The sequence below is a fragment of the Kitasatospora sp. NPDC001261 genome, assembly GCF_042896795.1.
In the GTDB taxonomy this organism is placed as follows: domain Bacteria; phylum Actinomycetota; class Actinomycetes; order Streptomycetales; family Streptomycetaceae; genus Kitasatospora.
Window position 1 is genome coordinate 72297 of the sequence record NZ_JBIAXP010000015.1, and the last position, 18657, is coordinate 90953.

At 76.1% G+C, this 18657-nt stretch carries 16 protein-coding genes and 1 riboswitch; of the genes, 9 read left to right on the top strand and 7 right to left on the bottom strand.

Translation table 11 applies throughout. The annotated features are described in order from the left end of the window. Positions 1-80 precede the first annotated feature (80 nt). Positions 81-1406, bottom strand: coding sequence for a hypothetical protein (locus ACFY4B_RS21185; protein ID WP_074001623.1), 1326 nt, complete (start codon positions 1404-1406; stop codon positions 81-83). Between the two features lie 667 nt (positions 1407-2073). Then, a complete protein-coding gene (locus ACFY4B_RS21190) occupies positions 2074-3180 on the bottom strand; it encodes an alpha/beta hydrolase family protein (RefSeq protein WP_387969807.1) in 1107 nt (368 codons plus the stop codon). Between the two features lie 337 nt (positions 3181-3517). Beyond that, positions 3518-3651: riboswitch (cobalamin riboswitch) on the top strand. A gap of 107 nt (positions 3652-3758) precedes the next feature. On the opposite strand from ACFY4B_RS21190, the gene ACFY4B_RS21195 reads away from it, so the two are divergent. From ACFY4B_RS21195 to cpt, 6 genes are all read left to right on the top strand, one after another. Continuing rightward, entirely contained in the window at positions 3759-4772 is a 1014-nt protein-coding gene (locus ACFY4B_RS21195) for a cobalamin biosynthesis protein (protein WP_387969809.1), read from the top strand. After that, a complete protein-coding gene (locus tag ACFY4B_RS21200; protein WP_074001625.1) occupies positions 4769-6283 on the top strand; it encodes a cobyric acid synthase in 1515 nt (504 codons plus the stop codon). The genes ACFY4B_RS21195 and ACFY4B_RS21200 overlap by 4 nt, the downstream gene beginning before the upstream one ends. A 100-nt stretch (positions 6284-6383) precedes the next feature. Further along, entirely contained in the window at positions 6384-8516 is a 2133-nt protein-coding gene (locus ACFY4B_RS21205; RefSeq protein ID WP_387969812.1) for a putative cobaltochelatase, read from the top strand. 5 nt (positions 8517-8521) lie between these two features. Next, positions 8522-9127, top strand: coding sequence for a cob(I)yrinic acid a,c-diamide adenosyltransferase (gene cobO / locus ACFY4B_RS21210; RefSeq protein WP_049655361.1), 606 nt, complete (start codon positions 8522-8524; stop codon positions 9125-9127). A gap of 4 nt (positions 9128-9131) precedes the next feature. After that, on the top strand, positions 9132-10505 hold the full coding sequence (locus ACFY4B_RS21215) for a cobyrinate a,c-diamide synthase (RefSeq protein ID WP_387969815.1): 1374 nt from the start codon (positions 9132-9134) through the stop codon (positions 10503-10505). A gap of 151 nt (positions 10506-10656) precedes the next feature. Continuing rightward, on the top strand, positions 10657-11193 hold the full coding sequence (cpt, locus tag ACFY4B_RS21220; protein ID WP_387969971.1) for a chloramphenicol phosphotransferase CPT: 537 nt from the start codon (positions 10657-10659) through the stop codon (positions 11191-11193). 49 nt (positions 11194-11242) lie between these two features. Here the strand turns inward: cpt and ACFY4B_RS21225 are convergent, their stop codons facing one another. Both ACFY4B_RS21225 and ACFY4B_RS21230 read right to left on the bottom strand, forming a co-directional pair. Further along, a complete protein-coding gene (locus tag ACFY4B_RS21225) occupies positions 11243-12961 on the bottom strand; it encodes a serine/threonine-protein kinase (RefSeq protein ID WP_387969818.1) in 1719 nt (572 codons plus the stop codon). Between the two features lie 88 nt (positions 12962-13049). Next, positions 13050-13637, bottom strand: a complete 588-nt coding sequence (locus tag ACFY4B_RS21230; protein WP_380776842.1) for a TetR/AcrR family transcriptional regulator — start codon at positions 13635-13637, stop codon at positions 13050-13052. 142 nt (positions 13638-13779) lie between these two features. On the opposite strand from ACFY4B_RS21230, the gene ACFY4B_RS21235 reads away from it, so the two are divergent. Next, complete coding sequence (locus ACFY4B_RS21235; RefSeq protein ID WP_387969821.1) at positions 13780-14961, top strand: FAD-dependent monooxygenase; 1182 nt, start codon at positions 13780-13782, stop codon at positions 14959-14961. A 272-nt stretch (positions 14962-15233) separates the two neighbouring features. Here the strand turns inward: ACFY4B_RS21235 and ACFY4B_RS21240 are convergent, their stop codons facing one another. Continuing rightward, a complete protein-coding gene (locus ACFY4B_RS21240) occupies positions 15234-15695 on the bottom strand; it encodes a prevent-host-death family protein (protein ID WP_387969824.1) in 462 nt (153 codons plus the stop codon). 82 nt (positions 15696-15777) lie between these two features. Here ACFY4B_RS21240 and ACFY4B_RS21245 point away from each other — a divergent pair, with 82 nt between their 5' ends. Further along, positions 15778-16449: a class I SAM-dependent methyltransferase gene (locus ACFY4B_RS21245; RefSeq protein ID WP_387969827.1), complete on the top strand. Its 672-nt coding sequence runs from the start codon at positions 15778-15780 to the stop codon at positions 16447-16449. A 48-nt stretch (positions 16450-16497) separates the two neighbouring features. On the opposite strand, the gene ACFY4B_RS21250 is transcribed toward ACFY4B_RS21245, so the two are convergent. Both ACFY4B_RS21250 and ACFY4B_RS21255 read right to left on the bottom strand, forming a co-directional pair. Continuing rightward, positions 16498-16950 carry a hypothetical protein gene (locus ACFY4B_RS21250; RefSeq protein WP_049655346.1) on the bottom strand — a complete coding sequence of 151 codons (453 nt, stop codon included), beginning with the start codon at positions 16948-16950 and terminating at the stop codon, positions 16498-16500. A 97-nt stretch (positions 16951-17047) separates the two neighbouring features. Continuing rightward, positions 17048-17557, bottom strand: coding sequence for a MarR family winged helix-turn-helix transcriptional regulator (locus ACFY4B_RS21255; protein ID WP_375873277.1), 510 nt, complete (start codon positions 17555-17557; stop codon positions 17048-17050). Positions 17558-17710: 153 nt separating this feature from the next. On the opposite strand from ACFY4B_RS21255, the gene ACFY4B_RS21260 reads away from it, so the two are divergent. Further along, the gene (locus tag ACFY4B_RS21260) at positions 17711-18655 is read left to right on the top strand and encodes an EamA family transporter (protein WP_387969831.1); all 945 of its coding nucleotides are present in this window, start codon (positions 17711-17713) and stop codon (positions 18653-18655) included. Positions 18656-18657 lie beyond the last annotated feature (2 nt).

Consider the following 18657-nt stretch of genomic DNA (forward strand, 5'->3'; position numbering starts at 1 on the left):
GGGCCCGGAACCTGATGGTTCCGGGCCCTTTCCGTGTTCCCGTGTTCCTGTGCGCCCGTGTTCCCGTGCGCCCGTGCGGCTCAGGCGCCGCCGGTGTGCACGCTGAACGCCGAGCGGCGGGCCGCCCGGGCCACGCCCGGGTCCGGGTGCACGCTCGAGACCGCCGTCAGCACCGAGGCCGCCCGCGGGTGGCCGGACTGCCGGGCCCGGGCGAACAGCCGGACCGGGTCGCCCGCCGCGGCGCCCTCGACGTGGCCCACCAGCAGCTCGGTCTCGCCGTGGTCGAGCACCGCGGCCGCGGTGTCCACCCAGAGCCAGGCCGCGTCCTCCGCGCCCAGCACGTCCGCCGGGGCGACGCCCTCGTCCGCGCGCTCCGCCAGCCACAGCAGCGCGTACGGGCGCAGCACCGGCTCGTCCACCGCCGCGCGCACCGCCTGCTCGGCCGGTCCGCCGGCCACCCGCAGCGCCTCGAAGGCCAGCCCGCGCACCAGCGCGTCGTCGCCCTGGGCGGCGTCCAGCAGCTCGCCCACCGCCCGGTCGGCCGGACGGGCCGCGACCCAGGCCCGGAACTCGGCGCGGGCCGGGCCCGGCGAGTAGTCCGCACAGGCGTTCAGCAGCTCGAAGGCGCTCTGCTCGATGTGCCCGGCCGCGGTCTGCGCGACCGTGCAGATCTCCTCCAGCTTCGCCCGCACCGCCCAGTGGCCGAGCGGCGACAGCTCCGCGGCGTCGTTCCTGCGCACCAGGGCGCCGACGGCCGCCAGGCCGTCCAGCATCCAGTCCAGGACGGCGGCCACGTCCGAGGGCGCGGCCGGGGTGTCGATCTGCGGCGCACGGCAGGTGCCGCGGACGGCGGAGACGGCCGAGGCCGCGTGCGGCACCGGCGACAGGCCGGGTCCGCCGAGGCCGGTGCCGACCCGGCGCTCGTCCAGGCCGCGGCGCAGCAGCTCCAGCAGCTCGCTCTCGGCGACCGGGCCGTCCACCAGGTGCAGGAAGGAGAGCAGCTGCGGGGCCTGGTCCACGGCCTGCCCGGCCAGGACGGCGAAGACGCCGCGCAGCGCCGCGGGCGGCACCGGGGCGAGCAGGGTCCAGGCGTCGAACAGCGCCGACCAGCCGCGCACCACGGCCTCGTCGTCGTGCTCCCAGGCGTGCAGGCGCCAGCCGGGGCCGGCTCCGCCGTCCCGGGCCTCCACCAGGCCCACCAGCAGCGCCTGCCCCCACGCCTTGGCGGCGGCACCGACCGTCATGGCCAGGGCCCGGCCCGCCGCGCGGGCGTCGTCCGGGAGCAGCTCGCCGCGCTTGTCGACCTCGGCCAGCTCACCGGCCCAGCGGGCGACCCGGACGGCGTCCACCAGCATCCGGCGGGCCAGCGGCGCCAGCTCGGAGGGTGCCGGAAAGCCCTCCGGCACGGGAACCCTGCCCCGCCCGGGAGCCGGAGCGGGCCCTCGTCGCCGGGGTACTGCGTTACGGGGGACTCCCGCCCCGCCCGGCCTGCCACCGGCGGGCCGTTGGGCCGTTCCGGGGAGACGGGTCACCGTCGCACCGGTACCGATCGTCGGCGGGAGCGGGGCATCACGGTCGCGCGGGTTCCGAGACGTCACGTCGAGCAGTCTTCCCCTTGTACCGGCCTTCTGTCACATCCGGTTGTCCGTACGACCGGGCGACCGCCGGTGGCACCTCCGCAAGATCGGGCAACAACGGCAAACCGCCTGGCCGGAAACGTGTGACCTGCCCATGCCACGGGGGGCGGCCCGGTTGCCGGGAATGCTCGGGCGGTCACCGTGCGTACGGGTGGGGGGTAAGGGGTCGGGCCAAATATTGCTCCTGACAGCCGAGGGGCCCGTACGGGGGCGATTCGGCCCGGCGACGCCCGGCAGGACTGTCCAGCCCGAATCCGGACGGATGGCGGGCGGCGTGATCGGGATCGAGCCGCACCGGAAGTCGGCCGGGCCGACTTTTCACGCGGGCCCGGAGGAATGGGAGGAACGTTCATTCCCGGACGGGGGGAATCGCACCGGGAAAAGCGGCGGGGACCAGCCGAAAACGCCCTCGCGCACAGGGGGGGTGGTTGAGGCCCTAGAGGAGCGGGGTGAGCCAGCGGCGGAGGAGTTCGGTGTAGCGGTCGGGGGCGGTGTTCCAGAGGGTGGCGTGGTCGGCGCCGGGGAAGGGCTGGAGGCTCACCACGTCGCGGCGGGCGGCGGCCAGCTTCTCGGCGGCGCCGAAGGGCGCGATCCGGTCCTCGGGGCTGTGCAGGAGGAGGGTCGGCACCCGCAGGTCGGTGCCGTCGGCGATGCGGCCGAAGTCGGCGAGGTCGACCCCGGTGCGGCCCTCGGCGGCGAGGGCGCCGAGCTCGGCGGCGACGCCCTGGAAGCCGGCCCGGGCGGCGTCCCGGCGGGCGGAGGCGGGCAGGTCGAGCACGGGCGAGTCGAGGATCAGGCCGCGGACGGCGTGCGACCAGGCGGAGCGGGCCACGGTCTGCAGCACGATGGTCGCGCCGACGGACCAGCCGTACAGGATCACCTTGCCCGCGCCGCTGTCGAGCGCCAGCCGCACCGCCGCCTCGATGTCGCGCCACTCGGTCTCGCCGAAGTGGCTGAGCCCGTCCGGGGAGGCGGGGGCGCCCCGGTCGCCGCGGTAGGTGACGGCGAGGGCGGGCAGGCCGAGCCGGTCGAGGACGGGGAGCACCGGGAGGGTCTGCCGGCGGTCGTCGCCGGGGCCGTGCACCAGGATCACCCAGGTGCCGCGCTTGCCGTCGAGCCGCCAGGCGGGGAGGGCGCCGAGCTCGCCGTCGGCGGTGGTGTCGGCGAAGGCGAGGCCGAGCGCCTCGGTGGGGTCGCCGAGGTGGACCCGCGGGGTGAAGCGGACCTCGGTGCCGGGGACGAGGGTGCCCCGGTCGGCGCGGACCAGTCGGCGGGTGACGCCCTGTTCGTCGGCGTGCAGCACCTCCTCGACGACCGCGTGCCCGCCGTCCGCCCACTCCACCGCCCAGCGGCCGGGGCGCAGGCTCGCGGGGCCGCGGGTGAAGGTGACCCGGCCGGCGGCGAGGGCGCGGACCTGGACCGGCCCGGACTCCTGGACGGCGGTCACCGGACGGACCATCCGCTCGGAGGCCCGGCGGCCGACCACCAGCACGGCGGCCCCCACCGCGGCGGCCGCCACGACGGCGGCGGTTCCCCAACGCATCTCGCTCCCCGCTCTGTTGTTCACGGACGTTGTTCACGGACGTTGTTCACGGACGTTCTTCACGGACCGGACGGTGTTCGAGCCCCAGTTCACCGGCGCTCCGCCCGACCGGCCACCGGGCTGGGCCGTCCGGGTCACCCGGCGGGCGCTCCCGGGGTGCTCAGGGCGGTGCTCAGGGCGGTACTCAGGGGGTGCCGGTGGCGGGGGTCGGGGCGGGGCCGCGCCGGGCGATCCGACCGGGCGTCAGCGGCGTCCCCGTGTGACCAACCCCTCCGTGACCTCGGTTGACTCCCGGTTCGGGCCCGTGATGGGATCCTGGGGCCAAACGGAGGCATGGAGAGGAAGCCGGTGGAAGTCCGGCGCGGTCCCGCCACTGTCACCGGGGAGCACGCTCGGAACATCGCCACGGCGGGCCGTCGACGGCCGCTGGAAGGCTCCGGGGGTGCGTTCGACCCGGAAGCCAGGAGACTCTCGCCGCCGTCACGTCGATCCAGGGCGCGGACCCTGAGTGAGGACACGCACGCGATGCAGGCTGCCCCGCCCGGCCGGACTCCGAGCTGCCCTCCGCCGTGCGGCCGATGACCCCGCGCGCGCCTTCCCCCGCTCCGCGCCCGCTGACCCGAGCCTCGCGCCCGCTGGCCCGCGCCGCCGTGTTCGCGCTCGGCGCCGCCGCGGGCTACGCCGCCGACGCCCGCTTCGCCGACCCCCGCCGGGGCCACCCGGTGGCCTTCTTCGGCAGCGCCGCGACCCGGCTGGAGCGGCGGCTGTGGCGCGACGACCGCGCCGCCGGGGCCGGGTACACCGCGCTGTGCGTGGGCGCGGTCGCGGCGGGCGCGCTCGCCCTGGACCGTACGGTGGGCCGGCGCCCGCTGGGCCGGGCGGCGCTGGCGGCGGCCGCGACCTGGACGGTGCTCGGCGGCACCTCGCTGACCCGGGAGGCCCGCACCATCGGCCGCTCGCTGGCCGCCGGCGACCTCGCCGCCGCCCGGGAGCGGCTGCCGCACCTGTGCGGGCGGGACCCGAGCGCGCTGGACGGGCAGCAGATCGCCCGGGCGGTGGTCGAGTCGGTGGCCGAGAACACCGCCGACGCCGTGGTGAACGCGCTGACCTGGGGCGCCCTGGCCGGCACCCCCGGCCTGCTGGCCTTCCGCGCCGTGAACACCCTGGACGCCATGGTCGGCCACCGCTCGCCCCGCTACGCCCGGTTCGGCTGGGCCTCGGCCCGGCTGGACGACGTGGCGGGCTGGCCGGGCGCCCGGCTGACGGCGCTGCTGACGGTGGCCGCCGCCCCCGAGCCCCGGACCGCCTGGCGGGTCTGGCGGCGCGACGGCTCCGCGCACCCGAGCCCGAACGCGGGCCAGGCCGAATCGGCGTTCGCCGGCGCGGTGGGCGTCCGACTGGGCGGCACGCTGCGGTACGGGGAGCGGGTGGAGCACCGGCCCGTCCTGGGCGCGGAGCTGCGGCCGGTGACGGTGGACGACATCGAGCGGGCCTGCGCGCTCTCCCGGCGGGTGGGCGCACTGGCGCTGGGTACGACGGTCGCGGGGCACGTCCTGCTGCGGGCACTGCTGAAGAAGAGGGGACGGGCATGAGCAACGCACTGCTGGTCGCGGGGACGACCTCGGACGCGGGCAAGAGCGTGGTGACGGCCGGGATCTGCCGGTGGCTCGCCCGCCAGGGCGTGCGGGTCGCGCCGTTCAAGGCGCAGAACATGTCGCTCAACTCCTTCGTCACCGCCGACGGCGCCGAGATCGGCCGCGCCCAGGCGATGCAGGCGCAGGCCGCCCGGGTGGAGCCGGAGGCGGCGATGAACCCGGTGCTGCTCAAGCCGGGCGCGGACGGCCGCAGCCAGGTGGTGCTGCTCGGCCGGCCGGTGGCCGAGGTCGGCGCGCTGGACTACCGCGAGCGCAAGCCCGTCCTGCTGGAGCGCGCCCTGGAGTGCCTGGCCGACCTGCGCGGCCGCTACGACGTGGTGGTCTGCGAGGGCGCGGGATCGCCCGCCGAGATCAACCTGCGCGACCGCGACATCGCCAACATGGGCCTGGCCACGGCCGCCGCCCTGCCGGTGGTGGTGGTCGGGGACATCGACCGCGGCGGGGTCTTCGCGGCGATGTACGGGACGCTGGCACTGCTGTCGGCGGAGGACCAGCGGCACGTGGCGGGCTGGTTCGTCAACAAGTTCCGCGGCGACGCGCGGCTGCTGGCGCCCGGGCTGGAGATGCTGCACGAGCTGACCGGCCGTCCGGTGCTGGGCACGCTGCCGATGCTGCCCGGGCTCTGGCTGGACGCCGAGGACTCGCTGGACCTGTCCACCGTGGCGGACCGGGCGGACGGGCCCGGGCCGCTCGGCGCGGACGTGTTGCGGGTGGCCGTGGTGCGCTTCCCCCGGCTGTCCAACTTCACCGACATGGACGCGCTCGCGCAGGAGCCGGGCGTGCTGGTCCGCTGGGCGACCAGGCCGGAGGAGCTGGCCGACGCCGACCTGGTGGTGCTGCCCGGCACCCGGGCCACCGTCGCGGACCTCGCCTGGCTGCGCGAGCGCGGCCTGGAGCCGGCCCTGAAGGCGCGGGTGGCGGCCGGACTGCCGGTCCTCGGGGTCTGCGGCGGCTACCAGATGCTGGCGCACTCGATCGTGGACGAGGTCGAGTCGAAGGCGGGCGCCGTCGACGGTCTCGGGCTGCTGCCGACGCGGGTGCGCTTCGGCGTCGAGAAGGTGCTGGCGCGGCCGGTCGGCGAGGCGTTCGGGCAGCGGGTCGAGGGCTACGAGATCCACCACGGGGTGGTGACCGTGGAGGGGGGCAGTCCCTTCCTGGACGGCTGCCGGGTCGGCCCGGTCTGGGGCACCACCTGGCACGGCGCGCTGGAGAACGACGGGTTCCGCCGCGAACTCCTGCGCGAGGTCGCCGAGTTGTCCGGCCGGGCGTTCGTCCCGGCGCCGGACACCTCCTTCGCCGCGGCGCGCGAGGCCCGGCTGGACCGGCTGGGCGACCTGATCGAGGAGCACGCGGACACCGACGCGCTGTGGAAGCTGATCGAGGGCGGGGTGCCGGCGGCCGGATCGCTGCCGTTCCTCCCGCCCGGGGCCCCTGGGAGTGACGCATGAGCCGGACACGGACGCAGGGCTGGGCAGGACCGCCGAACCTGGCGGGGCAGCAGGGCCGGGCACGATCACAGAGTCAGGCACGACAGGACTGGGGTACGGCATGAGTGACGTCCGCTATCCGTTCACCGCGATCGTCGGCATGGCCGACCTGCGGCTCGGACTGCTGCTGAACGCGGTCTCCCCGGCCGTGGGCGGCGTGCTGGTGCGCGGCGAGAAGGGCACCGCGAAGTCGACCATGGTGCGCGCGCTGGCCGGCCTGCTGCCGTCCATCGCCACCGTGGACGACTGCCGCTTCGCCTGCGACCCGGCCGCGCCCGACCCGCAGTGCCCGGACGGGCCGCACGACTCCCCGTCCTCCTCCGAACGGCCCTCCCAGCTGGTCGAGTTGCCGGTCGGCGTGGCCGAGGACCGGATCGTCGGCTCGCTCGACCTGGAGCGGGCGCTGGCCGAGGGCGTCAAGGCCTACGAGCCCGGACTGCTCGCCCGGGCGCACCGCGGCGTGCTCTACATCGACGAGGTGAACCTGCTCCAGGACCACGTGGTGGACCTGCTGCTGGACGCCGCCGCGATGGGCCGCTCGTACGTCGAGCGCGAGGGCGTGTCGGTGCGGCACGCGGCCCGGTTCCTGCTGGTCGGCACCATGAACCCGGAGGAGGGCGAGCTGCGGCCGCAGCTGCTCGACCGGTTCGGCCTGACCGTCGAGATCGCCGCCACCCGGGACCCGGCCGAGCGCGCCGAGGTGGTCCGCCGCCGGCTCGGGTACGACGCGGACCCGGCCGGCTTCGCCGCGCGGTTCGCCGAGGAGGAGCGGGCGCTCGCCGAACGCATCACCGCCGCACGGGAGTTGCTGCCCAAGGTCGAGCTGACCGATGTGGCGCTGCGTCAGATCACCGCTGTGTGCGCCGCGTTCGAGGTGGACGGCCTGCGGGCGGACATCGTGATGGCCCGCACCGCCGTCGCGCTGGCCGCCTGGGACGGGCGCACCGAGGTGCTGGAGGAGGACGTCCGCAAGGCCGCCCAGCTGGCACTGCCGCACCGCCGCCGCCGCAACCCCTTCGACGCGCCCGGGCTGGACGAGGAGCAGCTGGACCGGACGCTGGAGGAGCACGCCCAGCAGGAGGAGCCGGAGCCCGAGGACGACGGGCCCGGCCCGGACGGCGACGGTGGCGGCAGTGATGACGGAGGCGGCGACGGGCCGGAGGGCGGCCCAGACGGGGGCGGCCCCGACGGCGGCGGCGCGCCCGAGCCGTCCGACGCCGGCCCCGAGGCGCCCGAGGCGCCCTCCCCCGAGGACCCCGCCTCCGATGGCCCCGAGACACCCGCACAGCCGCCCGTACCGGCCCAACACCCGGCCCCCGCACGGGAGTCGGCGCCGGTCGCGGCCGGCGACCCGTACCGGACGCGGCTGTTCACCGTGAAGGGCACCGGGCACGGCGCCCAGGGCCGCCGCTCCCCCGCCGAGACCACCGGCGGGCACACCATCCGCGCCCGCCGCCCGCAGGGCGCGCTCGCCCGGCTGCACCTGACCGCGACCCTCCAGGCCGCCGCTCCGCACCAGGCCGCGCGCGGGCGCAGCGGGCGGGCGCTGGTGGTGCACAAGGACGACTTCCGCGAACAGGTGCGCCAGGGACGGGAGTCCAACCTGGTGCTGTTCGTGGTGGACGCCTCCGGCTCGATGGCCGCCCGGCAGCGGATGACCGCCGTCAAGGGTGCGGTGCTGTCGCTGCTGATGGACGCCTACCAGCGCCGCGACAAGATCGGCATGATCACCTTCCGGGGCTCGGGCGCCGAGCTGGCACTGCCGCCCACCTCCTCGGTGGAGGTCGGCGCGGCCCGGCTGGAGTCACTGCCCACCGGCGGGCGGACCCCGCTCGCCGCCGGCCTGCTGCGCGCCCACGAGGTGCTGCGGGTGGAGCGGCTGCGCGACCCGAGCCGGCGCCCGCTGCTGGTCGTGGTGACCGACGGCCGGGCCACCGGCGGGCGGGACGCGCTCGCCCAGTCGCGCCGCGCGGCCGCGCTGTTCGCGGCGCAGGGCACGGCCAGCGTGGTGCTGGACTGCGAGTCCGGCCCGGTCCGCCTGGGCCTGGCCCGCACCCTGGCCGGGCTGCTCGGCGGCACCGCCGTCAGCCTGGACGAGCTGCGCGCCGAGGGCGTGGCCTCGCTCGTCCGCGAGAACCGCGCCGCGGACCGCTCCGCGAACCGTTCGACCACTTCGATGCGAAAGGCGGCCTGAGCCGAATGCCCAAGGGAGTCCCCGAGAGCGTCCCCGACGACGGCCTGACGACCCGTCAGCGCCGCACGCTGCCGATCACCGCCGTGCACACCGGCCCCGGCAAGGGCAAGTCCACGGCCGCGTTCGGCATGGCGCTGCGGGCCTGGAACCAGGGCTGGCCGGTCGGGGTGTTCCAGTTCGTGAAGTCCGCCAAGTGGAAGGTCGGCGAGGAGAACGCGCTGCGCGTGCTCGGCGCCTCCGGCGAGGGCGGCACCGTCGACTGGCACAAGATGGGCTCCGGCTGGTCCTGGATCCAGCGCTCCGCCGAGCAGGAGATGTCCAGCGAGGAGGCGGCCAAGGAGGGCTGGGAGCAGGTCAAGCGCGACCTCGCGGCCGAGACCTACCGCTTCTACGTGCTCGACGAGTTCACCTACCCGATGCACTGGGGGTGGGTCGACCCGGACGAGGTGGTCGCCGTGCTCAAGGACCGCCCGGGCAGCCAGCACGTCGTCATCACCGGCCGGTACGCGCCCGAGGCGCTGACCGGCTTCGCCGACCTGGTCACCGAGATGACCAAGGTCAAGCACCCCATGGACGCCGGCCGCAAGGGCCAGCGCGGTATCGAGTGGTAGACCGTTGAGCAACATCCCCCGCCTCGTCGTCGCCGCGCCCTCCTCGGGCGCCGGCAAGACCACCGTCGCCACCGGCCTGATCGCGGCGCTCGCCGCGCGCGGGCTGGCGGTGTCGCCGCACAAGGTCGGCCCCGACTACATCGACCCGGGCTACCACGCGCTCGCCGCCGGGCGCCCGGGCCGCAACCTGGACGCCTTCATGTGCGGGCCGGAGCGGATCGCGCCGCTGTTCCTGCACGGCGCGGCGGGGGCGGACGTCGCCGTCGTCGAGGGGGTCATGGGCCTGTTCGACGGGGCCTCCGGGCGCGGCGAACTGGCCTCCACGGCGCACGTCGCCAAGCTGCTGCGGGCACCGGTGGTGCTGGTCGTGGACGGCTCCTCGCAGTCCCGCTCGGTGGCCGCGCTGGTGCACGGCTTCGCCTCCTGGGACCCGCAGGTGCGGCTCGCCGGGGTGATCCTCAACCGGGTCGCCTCCGACCGGCACGAGCACCTGCTGCGCGAGGCCCTGGAGGAGGGCTCCGGCGTGCCGGTACTGGGCGCGCTGCGCCGCTCGACGGCGGTCGCCACACCCTCCCGCCACCTCGGGCTGATCCCGGCGGTGGAACGCTCGGCGGAGGCCCTCCGGGCGGTCGCCGACATGGGTGAACTGGTCGCCTCCTCGGTCGACTTGGACGCCCTGCTCGAACTCGCCCGGACGGCACCGGAGTTGGACGCCGAACCCTGGGACCCGTCGGCCGAGGTCACCCCGGTGGCCGGCCGGCCCCGGATCGCGGTGGCGGGCGGCGCGGCCTTCTCCTTCTCGTACGCCGAGAACGCCGAACTGCTCGGCGCGGCGGGCGCGGAGGTGGTCCCGTTCGACCCGCTGCACGCCTCCTCGCTGCCCGCCGGGACGGCCGGCCTGGTCATCGGCGGCGGCTTCCCCGAGCTGTACGTCCGCGAGCTGAGCGGCAACGCCCCGCTGCGCGCCGCCATCGCCGCGTTCGCCGCCGCGGGCGGGCCGGTCGCCGCCGAGTGCGCCGGACTGCTCTACCTGGGACGGGAGTTGGACGGCCTGCCGATGTGCGGCGTACTGCCCGCCGCCGCCCGGATGACCGAACGCCTCACCCTCGGCTACCGGGAGGCGGTCGCCCTGCACGACTCCCCGCTGGCCCCGGCCGGCACCAGGCTGCGCGGCCACGAGTTCCACCGCACGGTCTGCGAGCCCGGCGCGGGCGAACTCCCCGCCTGGGGCTGGCGCCTGCCGACCGGCCCCCGCACCGAGGGCTTCGCGAGCGGCAACGTGCACGCCTCCTACCTGCACCTGCACTGGGCGGGCGCACCGGCGGTGGCCGCCTCCTTCACCGCCGCGGCGGCGGCCTTCGCGGCGGGGGCGGCGTAGCCCGGGGCTTCGGCGGTGGGGGGCGGCGTTGATGGGGGCGGCGTTGATGGGGGCGGTCGGGGCCGTGCGGTCCATGGCCGCGCCCCTGTGGCACCCCCGGGATAACGCCGCGACGACGCGGGGTGTGCGGCCGTAGGCTCCGCGCATGCATGTGATCGTTCTCAACGGCGGGTCTAGCTCCGGCAAGTCGAGCATCGCCCTGCGCCTGCAGGAGCTGCTGCCGGACCCCTGGCTGCACCTCGGCGCGGACACCATGGTCGAGGCGCTGCCGCCGTCGCTGCGCACCGGCGGCGAGGGCATCGGCGGGCTGGAGGACGGGGACGGGACGGTCGAGGTCGGCCCGGTCTTCGCCACCCTGGACGCCGCTTGGACGCTCGGGGTCGCGGCGATGGCCCGGGCCGGGGCCCGGATCGTGGTGGACGAGGTGTTCCTCGGCGGCGCCGCCTCGCAGGCCCGGTGGCGGTCGGCGCTGGAGGGCCTGGACGTGCTCTGGGTCGGGGTGCGCTGCGATCCGGCGGTGGCCGCGAAGCGGGAGGCCGCCCGCGGCGACCGGGCGGCCGGGATGGCCGCCGCGCAGGCCTCGCTGGTGCACGAGGGCGTCACCTACGACCTGGTCGTCGACACCTCGAGGGCCTCGGTGGACGACTGCGCCCGGCTCGTCGCCGGGCGGGTAACCTCCGACGGCTGAGGCCGCACTCTCCCTTCCGGAGCCACCGGGGCCGGGCCCGTCGCCGCCGCTACAGCGCGAGGGTCTGCCAGCCCCGGGTGATCTGGTCGTGGACGGCCGCCGGGTCCGGCGCCGTCGGCTGGGCCGCCGCCAGCGCCGCCAGCAGGGCCGTGCCGTCCGCCGGGCGCTGTTCGGGGGCCATGGCCAGCGCGCGGGTGACGACGGCGGCGAGCGCCGGGTCGAGGGCCTGGACCGCCGCCAGCGCCGCGGGTTCGGGCCCGGTCTCCACGATCCGGCGGATCACCGCTCCCGTGTTGGTCGCCGCGAACGGGCTGGCGCCGTGCGCCGCGCACACCACGCAGCACGCCCAGGCCCACACATCGGCCGCCGTACCGACCCGCTCCTCGCCGAACTGCTCCGGCGCCATGTACGTCAGGGTGCCCGGCCCGCCGCCGGTGGCGGTCAGCCGGGTGCCGTCCACGATCGCCGCGATGCCGAAGTCCAGCAGGCGCGGACCGGCCGTGGTCAGCATGATGTTGGCGGGCTTGAGGTCCCGGTGGACGAGCCCCAGCCGGTGCACCCCGGACAGCGCCACGGCCAGCGCCAGCGCGAGGGCGCGCAGCGCCTCGGCGGAGCGGATCGGCCCCTGCTCGCGCAGGTGGGCGTCCAGCGGGCGGCCGTCCAGCAACTCCATGGCCAGGTACGGGCGTCCGGAGTCCACACCGGTGTCGAGCACCCGGGCGGTGTAGGCGCCGGGGACCATCGCCAGCACCTCGGACTCGCGCTGGAAGCGGCGCAACAGGTCGGCGTCGTCGAGGAGTTCGAGGTTGATGGTCTTGAGCGCGACCTGGGTGGCGGAGCCCTGCCGCTGGGCGAGGTAGACCGTGCCCATGCCGCCGGAGCCGATCCGGCCGAGGAGCTGGTAGCCGCCGATCGTGCGGGGCTCGTGAGCACCGAGGGGGCTGCCGACGGGCGGCCTCGGCAGCACCGGCGGGGCGGCCGGGGCAGCCGGCGCCGGAGGGGCGGGCTGCGCGAACTGCGTGGGGACGTACGGGGCCTGAGGCGGGGCGTACGGCGTCTGCGGCGGGACGTACGGCGCCCGCGCCGGCGCGGTGGGCACGTACGGGTACGGCGACGCCGGGAGCGCCTGAGCCGCCTGGGCGGCCTGGGCCGCTCGGGCCTCTTCGGCGCGCACCGCCTCCGCGCCGACCGGCCTGGCCCGGCGGCTCGCCGCCATCGCGACGGCCTGGAACACCAGCGCGGCGACGATCAGCCCGACCGGCAGGAGGAACACGGCGAGCACCGCGCGGAGGGCGAGCAGGCCGGCTACCTGGGCCCGGGTCCGGCCGGCCCGCCACAGCCGAGGCGGCATGCCGACCGTCCACAGGTTGCGCTGGGTCAGGCACCAGAGCAGCAGCCAGAGCAGCAGGCAGACGACGAAGGAGGTGATGTACCAGGTCCGCGCCGAATGGAGGGGCAGGTGCGAGACGATCGTGAGGTACCGCGCGTTGTAGACGTCGAACGACCGCCCCAGCCCCTCGAAGAGGACGCTGCTCCAGGCGCGCAGGACGGCCAGCACTCCCACGGCGGTCAGCAGACCCACCGTCAGTTCGCCGATCGTCGCGCCGGTGCCGCCCCGCGCACCTCCGGCCGGGTCCGCAGCGGCGGCCGCCAACGCCCGGCGGCGCGTTGCCGCTTGGGCACGAACCAGCACCGGCAGCGTCGCCAGCCGCACCAGCAGCGCCACCCCGACCACCACCAGTACCGCGACGTCGAGCGTGTTCAGCATTTCTTCCCCCTGCCTGATCGGGCAGAGGGAGTATAGGCGGGCACCCCCGGGCCCCGGCCCGACCGGGTCCCACCGGTCCTACCGGCTCCTACCGGTCGAGCAGCACGGCGAGGTAGCGGTCGATCTCCTCGCGCAGTTCCTCCGGCATCGGCACGTGCCAGTGCCCGCTGCCGGCCGTGGCGTTGAACAGCACGCCGTCGCACCAGCGGATCAACCGGCGGGCGTCCCCCGCGGGGTCGCCCGAGCCGGAGGCGGCGAGCAGCTCGGCGGCGCGCTGGGCGAAGCGCGCGCCCAGGCGGTCGTAGAGGGTGCGCAGTTCGGGCCTGCGGGTGGCCTCCAGGGCGAGTTCCAGGCGGGCCAGGGTGAGCCGGCGGCCCTCCGTGAGCGCCCGGAAGAGCACCTCGGCGCCGACCTCGGCCAGCAGTTCGCGCGGCGGGACGGCGGCCCGCGGCAGTTCGCCCTCGGCGAGGACCGGGAAGTCTGCGGTCTCCCGCTCGACGATCCGGGTGAGCACGAGCTCCAGCAGGGCGGCCCTGGTCCGGGCGAGGTTGGAGGTCGAGCCGGCGGGCAGGCCGGACGCGTCGTCCACGGCGCGGTGGGTGAGCCCGCGCAGGCCGGCGTCGGCGATCAGGTCGATGGCGGCGTCGGCGATCAGGGTCGGGCGCGGGGGTGTCATGGGTCCGATCATGGCCTTTCCAGTCGGGCTCCCCCAACTCACTACAGCCGTAGTTTACGGCTCACTACACATGTAGTAGCGTGGCCGGACATCGGACACTACACCTGTAGTTGCCGGATCGCGCGAGAAGAGGAGCCCCCTCATGGGCCTGCACCAGGCGATCGTCATCGGCGGCGGCATCGGCGGCCTCACCGCCGCCCTCGCCCTCCACCGGCAGGGCATCCCCGTACGCGTCCACGAACGCGCCGAATCCCTCGAACCCGTCGGCGCCGGGCTCGCCCTCGCCCCCAACGCCCTGCGCTCCCTCGACCGGCTCGGCGTCGGCGCGCGCCTGCGCGCCCTCGCCGCCCCGCACCCCGCCGTCGGCCTGCGCCACCCCTCCGGCCGCTGGCTCGCCCGCCTCGACACCACGGCCTTCGAGGCCTGCTTCGGCGACACCATCGCCGCCGTCGCCCGCGCCGACGTCATCGCCGCCCTGGTCGACGCGCTCCCGGAGGACACCGTCCACACCGGCTCGCCCGCCAGCCTCGTCACCCCCGGCAGCGCCACCGAACCCGCCGTCCTGCGCACCGCCGACGGGGAGGAGACCGCCGACCTGGTCGTCGCCGCCGACGGCATCCGCTCCGCGACCCGGGCCCTGCTCTTCCCCCGCCACCCCGGCCCCCGCTACAGCGGCTTCACCACCTGGCGCGCCGTCGTCACCCCCGACCGCCGCCCGGCCGCCGTCGGCGAGGTGTGGGGCCGCGGCCGGCTCGCCGGAGTCGTCCCGCTCGCCGACGGCCGGGTCTACGTCTACGGCGCCGCCCTCGCCCCGGCCGGCGAGCGGGCCGCCGACGGGGACGAGCGGGCCGAACTCCTGCGCCGGTTCGGCGACTGGTGTGCCCCCGTACCGCGGCTGTTCGCCCTGGCCGAGCCCGAACGCGTCCTGCGCCACGACGTCTGGGACCTCGCCGACCCGCTGCCCGCCCACCACCACGGCCGGGTCGCCCTCCTCGGCGACGCCGCCCACGCGATGTGCCCCTTCCAGGGCCAGGGCGCCTGCCAGGCCATCGAGGACGCCGTCGTCCTCGCCTCCCTGCTCACCCCCGCCGCCGACCCGGCCGCCGCCCTGCCCGCCTACACCGCCGCCCGACTCCCCCGCACCACCGCCGTCGTCGCCGCCTCCCGCCGCATCGGCGACCTCGTCGCCCTCCGCTCCCCCGCCGCTACCCTCCTGCGCGACACCGCCCTCACCCTCACCGGCCTCCTCCCCGCCCGCACCCTGCTGAACCGCTCGGCCGCGACCTTCGACTGGCAGCCGCCGACCCTGGGCGGAGCGGGGTGAGGCGGACCGGGGCGAGGGGACCCGCAGCCGCCGGAGCCAAGGCCGGCTACGTGTCGGTGTCCTTGGGGTGCCGGGGCGAGGCGTAGACGAAGTGGACGGTGCGGGCCGCCTCGTCCACCAGGTACCGCACCCGGCCGCCCGCCGTCACCTCGTACTCCCATTGCGGCAGCTCGACCCCGCCGAAGACCCGGGTCGCCAGGCGCCCCCGGAGCCGGTGCTGCCGATCAGGGTCCCGCGCCGAGACGGCGGGACGTCGTCGCCGCGCTTGGGGCTCACGACTCGACCACCTCGCCGTGGTCGTCGCCGGGGAGGGGGCCGGTGAGCTCGGCCGCCAGTTCCGGATCCGCGAGGACTCTGGCGGTGGCGCGCCACTCGGCTATCACCCGGTGCAGGCTGGCGTGCACGTCCAACTCGACGACGTCACGCGTCGCGTCGACGAGGTCGACGACGAACTCCCGGATCTCCTCGGCCGACAGGTGCCTGACCCAGGGGAAGACCATGGGAAGGGCCGGCAGCACGGCCCGGGCACCCTCATCACTGCCGATCAGCGCGGCGAGCAGGCGCGCGGTGACGTCCGCGGTCTGCTCGCGCTGGCGGTCGTGGCGCTCGGTGGTGAGGTAGAGGTCCTCGCCGTCCCGCCGCGTGACGCGCACGCGCTGGGCCCGCTCCACGGTGTCCGCGACACGCTTGGAGTTCTTCGACAGCTCGGAGAACGACACGGTGAGGGTCGGCATGGTCCGACGGTAGTTCGGAATACGTTCCGAAGTCCATCGCGACGAGGCCGTCGGGCGGCCCGTGTCGGTGGCGGTTGCGATGATGCGCGCCATGGATGACTCCGGCCGCCGCGCCATTGCCGAGTACTGGGACGCGGCCGCCGCGGCCTTCGACGAGGAGCCCGACCACGGGTTGCGGGCGGGGCCGGTGCGGGCGGCGTGGCTTCGGCGGGTGCGGGGGTGGGTGCCGGGCGGGGCGGCGGACGTGCTGGACGTCGGGTGCGGCACCGGCTCGCTGTCGCTGCTGCTCGCGGCGGACGGGCACCGGGTGACGGGCGTGGACCTGGCGCCGCGGATGGTCGGGCGGGCCAGGGCGAAGCTGGTCGCGGCGGGCCTGACGGCGCGGTTCCTGGTGGGTGACGCGGGCGCGCCGCCGCTCGGGGACGAGAGCTTCGACGTCCTGCTGTCGCGGCACCTGGTCTGGACGCTCCCCGAGCCCGAGCGGGCGCTGCGCGCCTGGGTGCGGCTGCTGCGGCCGGGCGGCCGGCTGGTCCTGGTCGAGGGCCGGTGGCGGGAGACCGGGCAGGCCACCGTCTCGCCGTACCCGGCCGGGGCGGGGCCGCTGCCGTGGGGCGGCGGGGTCGGGGCGGAGGAACTCGCGGCGGCCGTACGGCCGTTGGTCTCCGAGCTGCGGGTCGAGCCGCTCGGCGGGGAGGCCGAGCTGTGGGGCGGGCCAGTGGACGACGAGCGGTACGCGCTGGTCGCACGCCGTTGAGCGGCCCGGTCGGGCGGCCCGGTCGGACCTCCCGACCAGACGCCCCGGTCAGACGGGCTGGCCGAAGGTGCCGGTGAGCGGGTCGGAGTGGTGGCAGGCGGCGCAGCGCAGCCGGGTGTAGATCGCCACCGCGCCCATGAAGACGTCCTCGCGCCCGTCGGCCGGGGACGTGGAGGCGGCGGGTTCCCCGCAGTCCAGGCAGACCCGGCGGGGGCGGGCGGCGATCGAGCAGGCGCGGCAGATCAGGTGGGTCGGGTGTTCCGCGTGCACGACGACGGGCTGCGGCCCGCCGTACAGCAGGTGGTCGCACCAGGTGCAGGACTCGTCCCGCTGCGACGCCAGCATCCGGGCGCGGGTCTCCTGCTGCCACTTCGCCGCCTCCTGCAGCGGCACCTTGACCGGCGGCCCCCACCCGGAGGCGGTCAGCCACTGGGCACCCTCGGTGCCGGCGGCCCGCAGCTGGTCGCCGACGGCGATGTCCCTGGGGGTCTTCTCTTTCATCGGGGCCTCTCCTCCGGTGGGCTTCCGCAGGGGATAACGCCGCCGGGACACCGCTGGACACGCCGCCCGCACCCGCCCTTGGAGGCACCGGCCCGGCTCAGAGGAGCGGCTCGGTGTCCCCGTGCGCGATGAGGAGCTTGCGCAACAGGGCGTCGAGCCGGTTGCGCTCGTCCGCGTCGAGGGCCGAGAGGATGCGCTCCTCGTTGCGGACGTGACCGGCCAGGGCCCCGTCGATCAGTTCCTTGCCGGCCGGGGTGAGGCGGACCAGGACGGCCCGGCGGTCGGTCGGGCAGGGGTTGCGCTCGACCAGTCCCTTGGCGGACAGCCGGTCGACCCGGTTGGTGATGGCCCCGGAGGTGACCATCGCGGACTTGAGCAGCGCGCGGGCGTTGAGCTCGTACGGCTCGCCGGAGCGGCGCAGGGTGGCCAGCACGTCGAACTCGGAGGAGTCCAGGCCGCAGGCGGTGAAGTACTCGCGCAGGGCGTTGTCGACCCGGACGTTGAGCCGTCGCAGCCGGCCGATCAGGGCCATCGGCCCGGCGTCCAGCTCGGGGCGGGCCCGGGCCCACTGCTCGACGATGTCGTCCACGGTGTCGCGCTGCTGCATGCCCGCCGCCCTTCCGGAGCCGTCTGTCCGTAGCCGTCCAGTGTCCACCGCCCACCCGACGTAGATATCTTAACATTCACATACTTGACGTTCGCGGATCCCCGGCGTAGAAATTATCTCAACGTTCAGATAATCAACGTTCAGGGGGACGTCATGGCCGTCATGGACCGCAAGCGCGCGGGGATCGCCGCCACCGCCGCACTCGCCCCGGCCGCGTGGGGCACCACCTACCTCGTCACCACCCAGCTGCTGCCCGACGGCCGCCCACTGCTGCTCGCCGCGCTCCGCGCACTCCCGGCCGGGCTGCTCCTGCTGCTGATCGGCCGCCGACTTCCCAAGGGGCGCTGGTGGGGGCGCGCGGCCGTGCTCGGGATGCTCAACATCGGGCTGTTCTTCCCGCTGATGTTCGTCGGCGCCTACCGCCTGCCCGGCGGCGTCGCCGCCACCATCGGGGCGATCCAGCCGCTGCTCGTCGCCGGGTTCTCGATCGGCGTGCTGCGGGTGCGACCCGGACGGCGGGCGGTGATCGCCGGACTGGTCGGGGTCGGCGGAGTGGCCCTGCTGGTGCTCAAGAGCGGCGCCCGGCTGGACGGCGTCGGCATCGCCTCGATGGTCGCCGGGATCTCGCTGATGGCCATGGGCACCGTCCTCACCCGCCGCTGGGGCCGCCCCGAGGGCGCCACCCTGCTCGACCTCACCGGCTGGCAGCTCCTGGCCGGCTCGGTCTTCCTCGTCCCGCTCGCCGCCCTGGTCGAGGGCGCACCGCCCGCCCTGAGCGCCGCCAACCTGGCCGGCTTCGCCTACCTCGGCCTGTTCGGCACCGCGCTCGCCTACTCCCTCTGGTTCCGCGGCATCGAGCACCTCGGCGCCGGCCCGGCCTCCTTCCTCGGCCTGATCAACCCGGTCGTCGCCACCCTCGGCGGCCTCCTCGTCCTCGGCCAGACCCTCACCCCCTGGCAGGTCCTCGGCCTCCTCCTCGCCCTCGCCGCCATGCTCGTCGGCCAAGCCCCCGCCCGCCGCACCCCGACCACCACCCCCTCCACAGCCGCGGCCGAGCCCCCCACCCCCCGCCCCGAACCGGCCACCGCCGCCCGCTGACC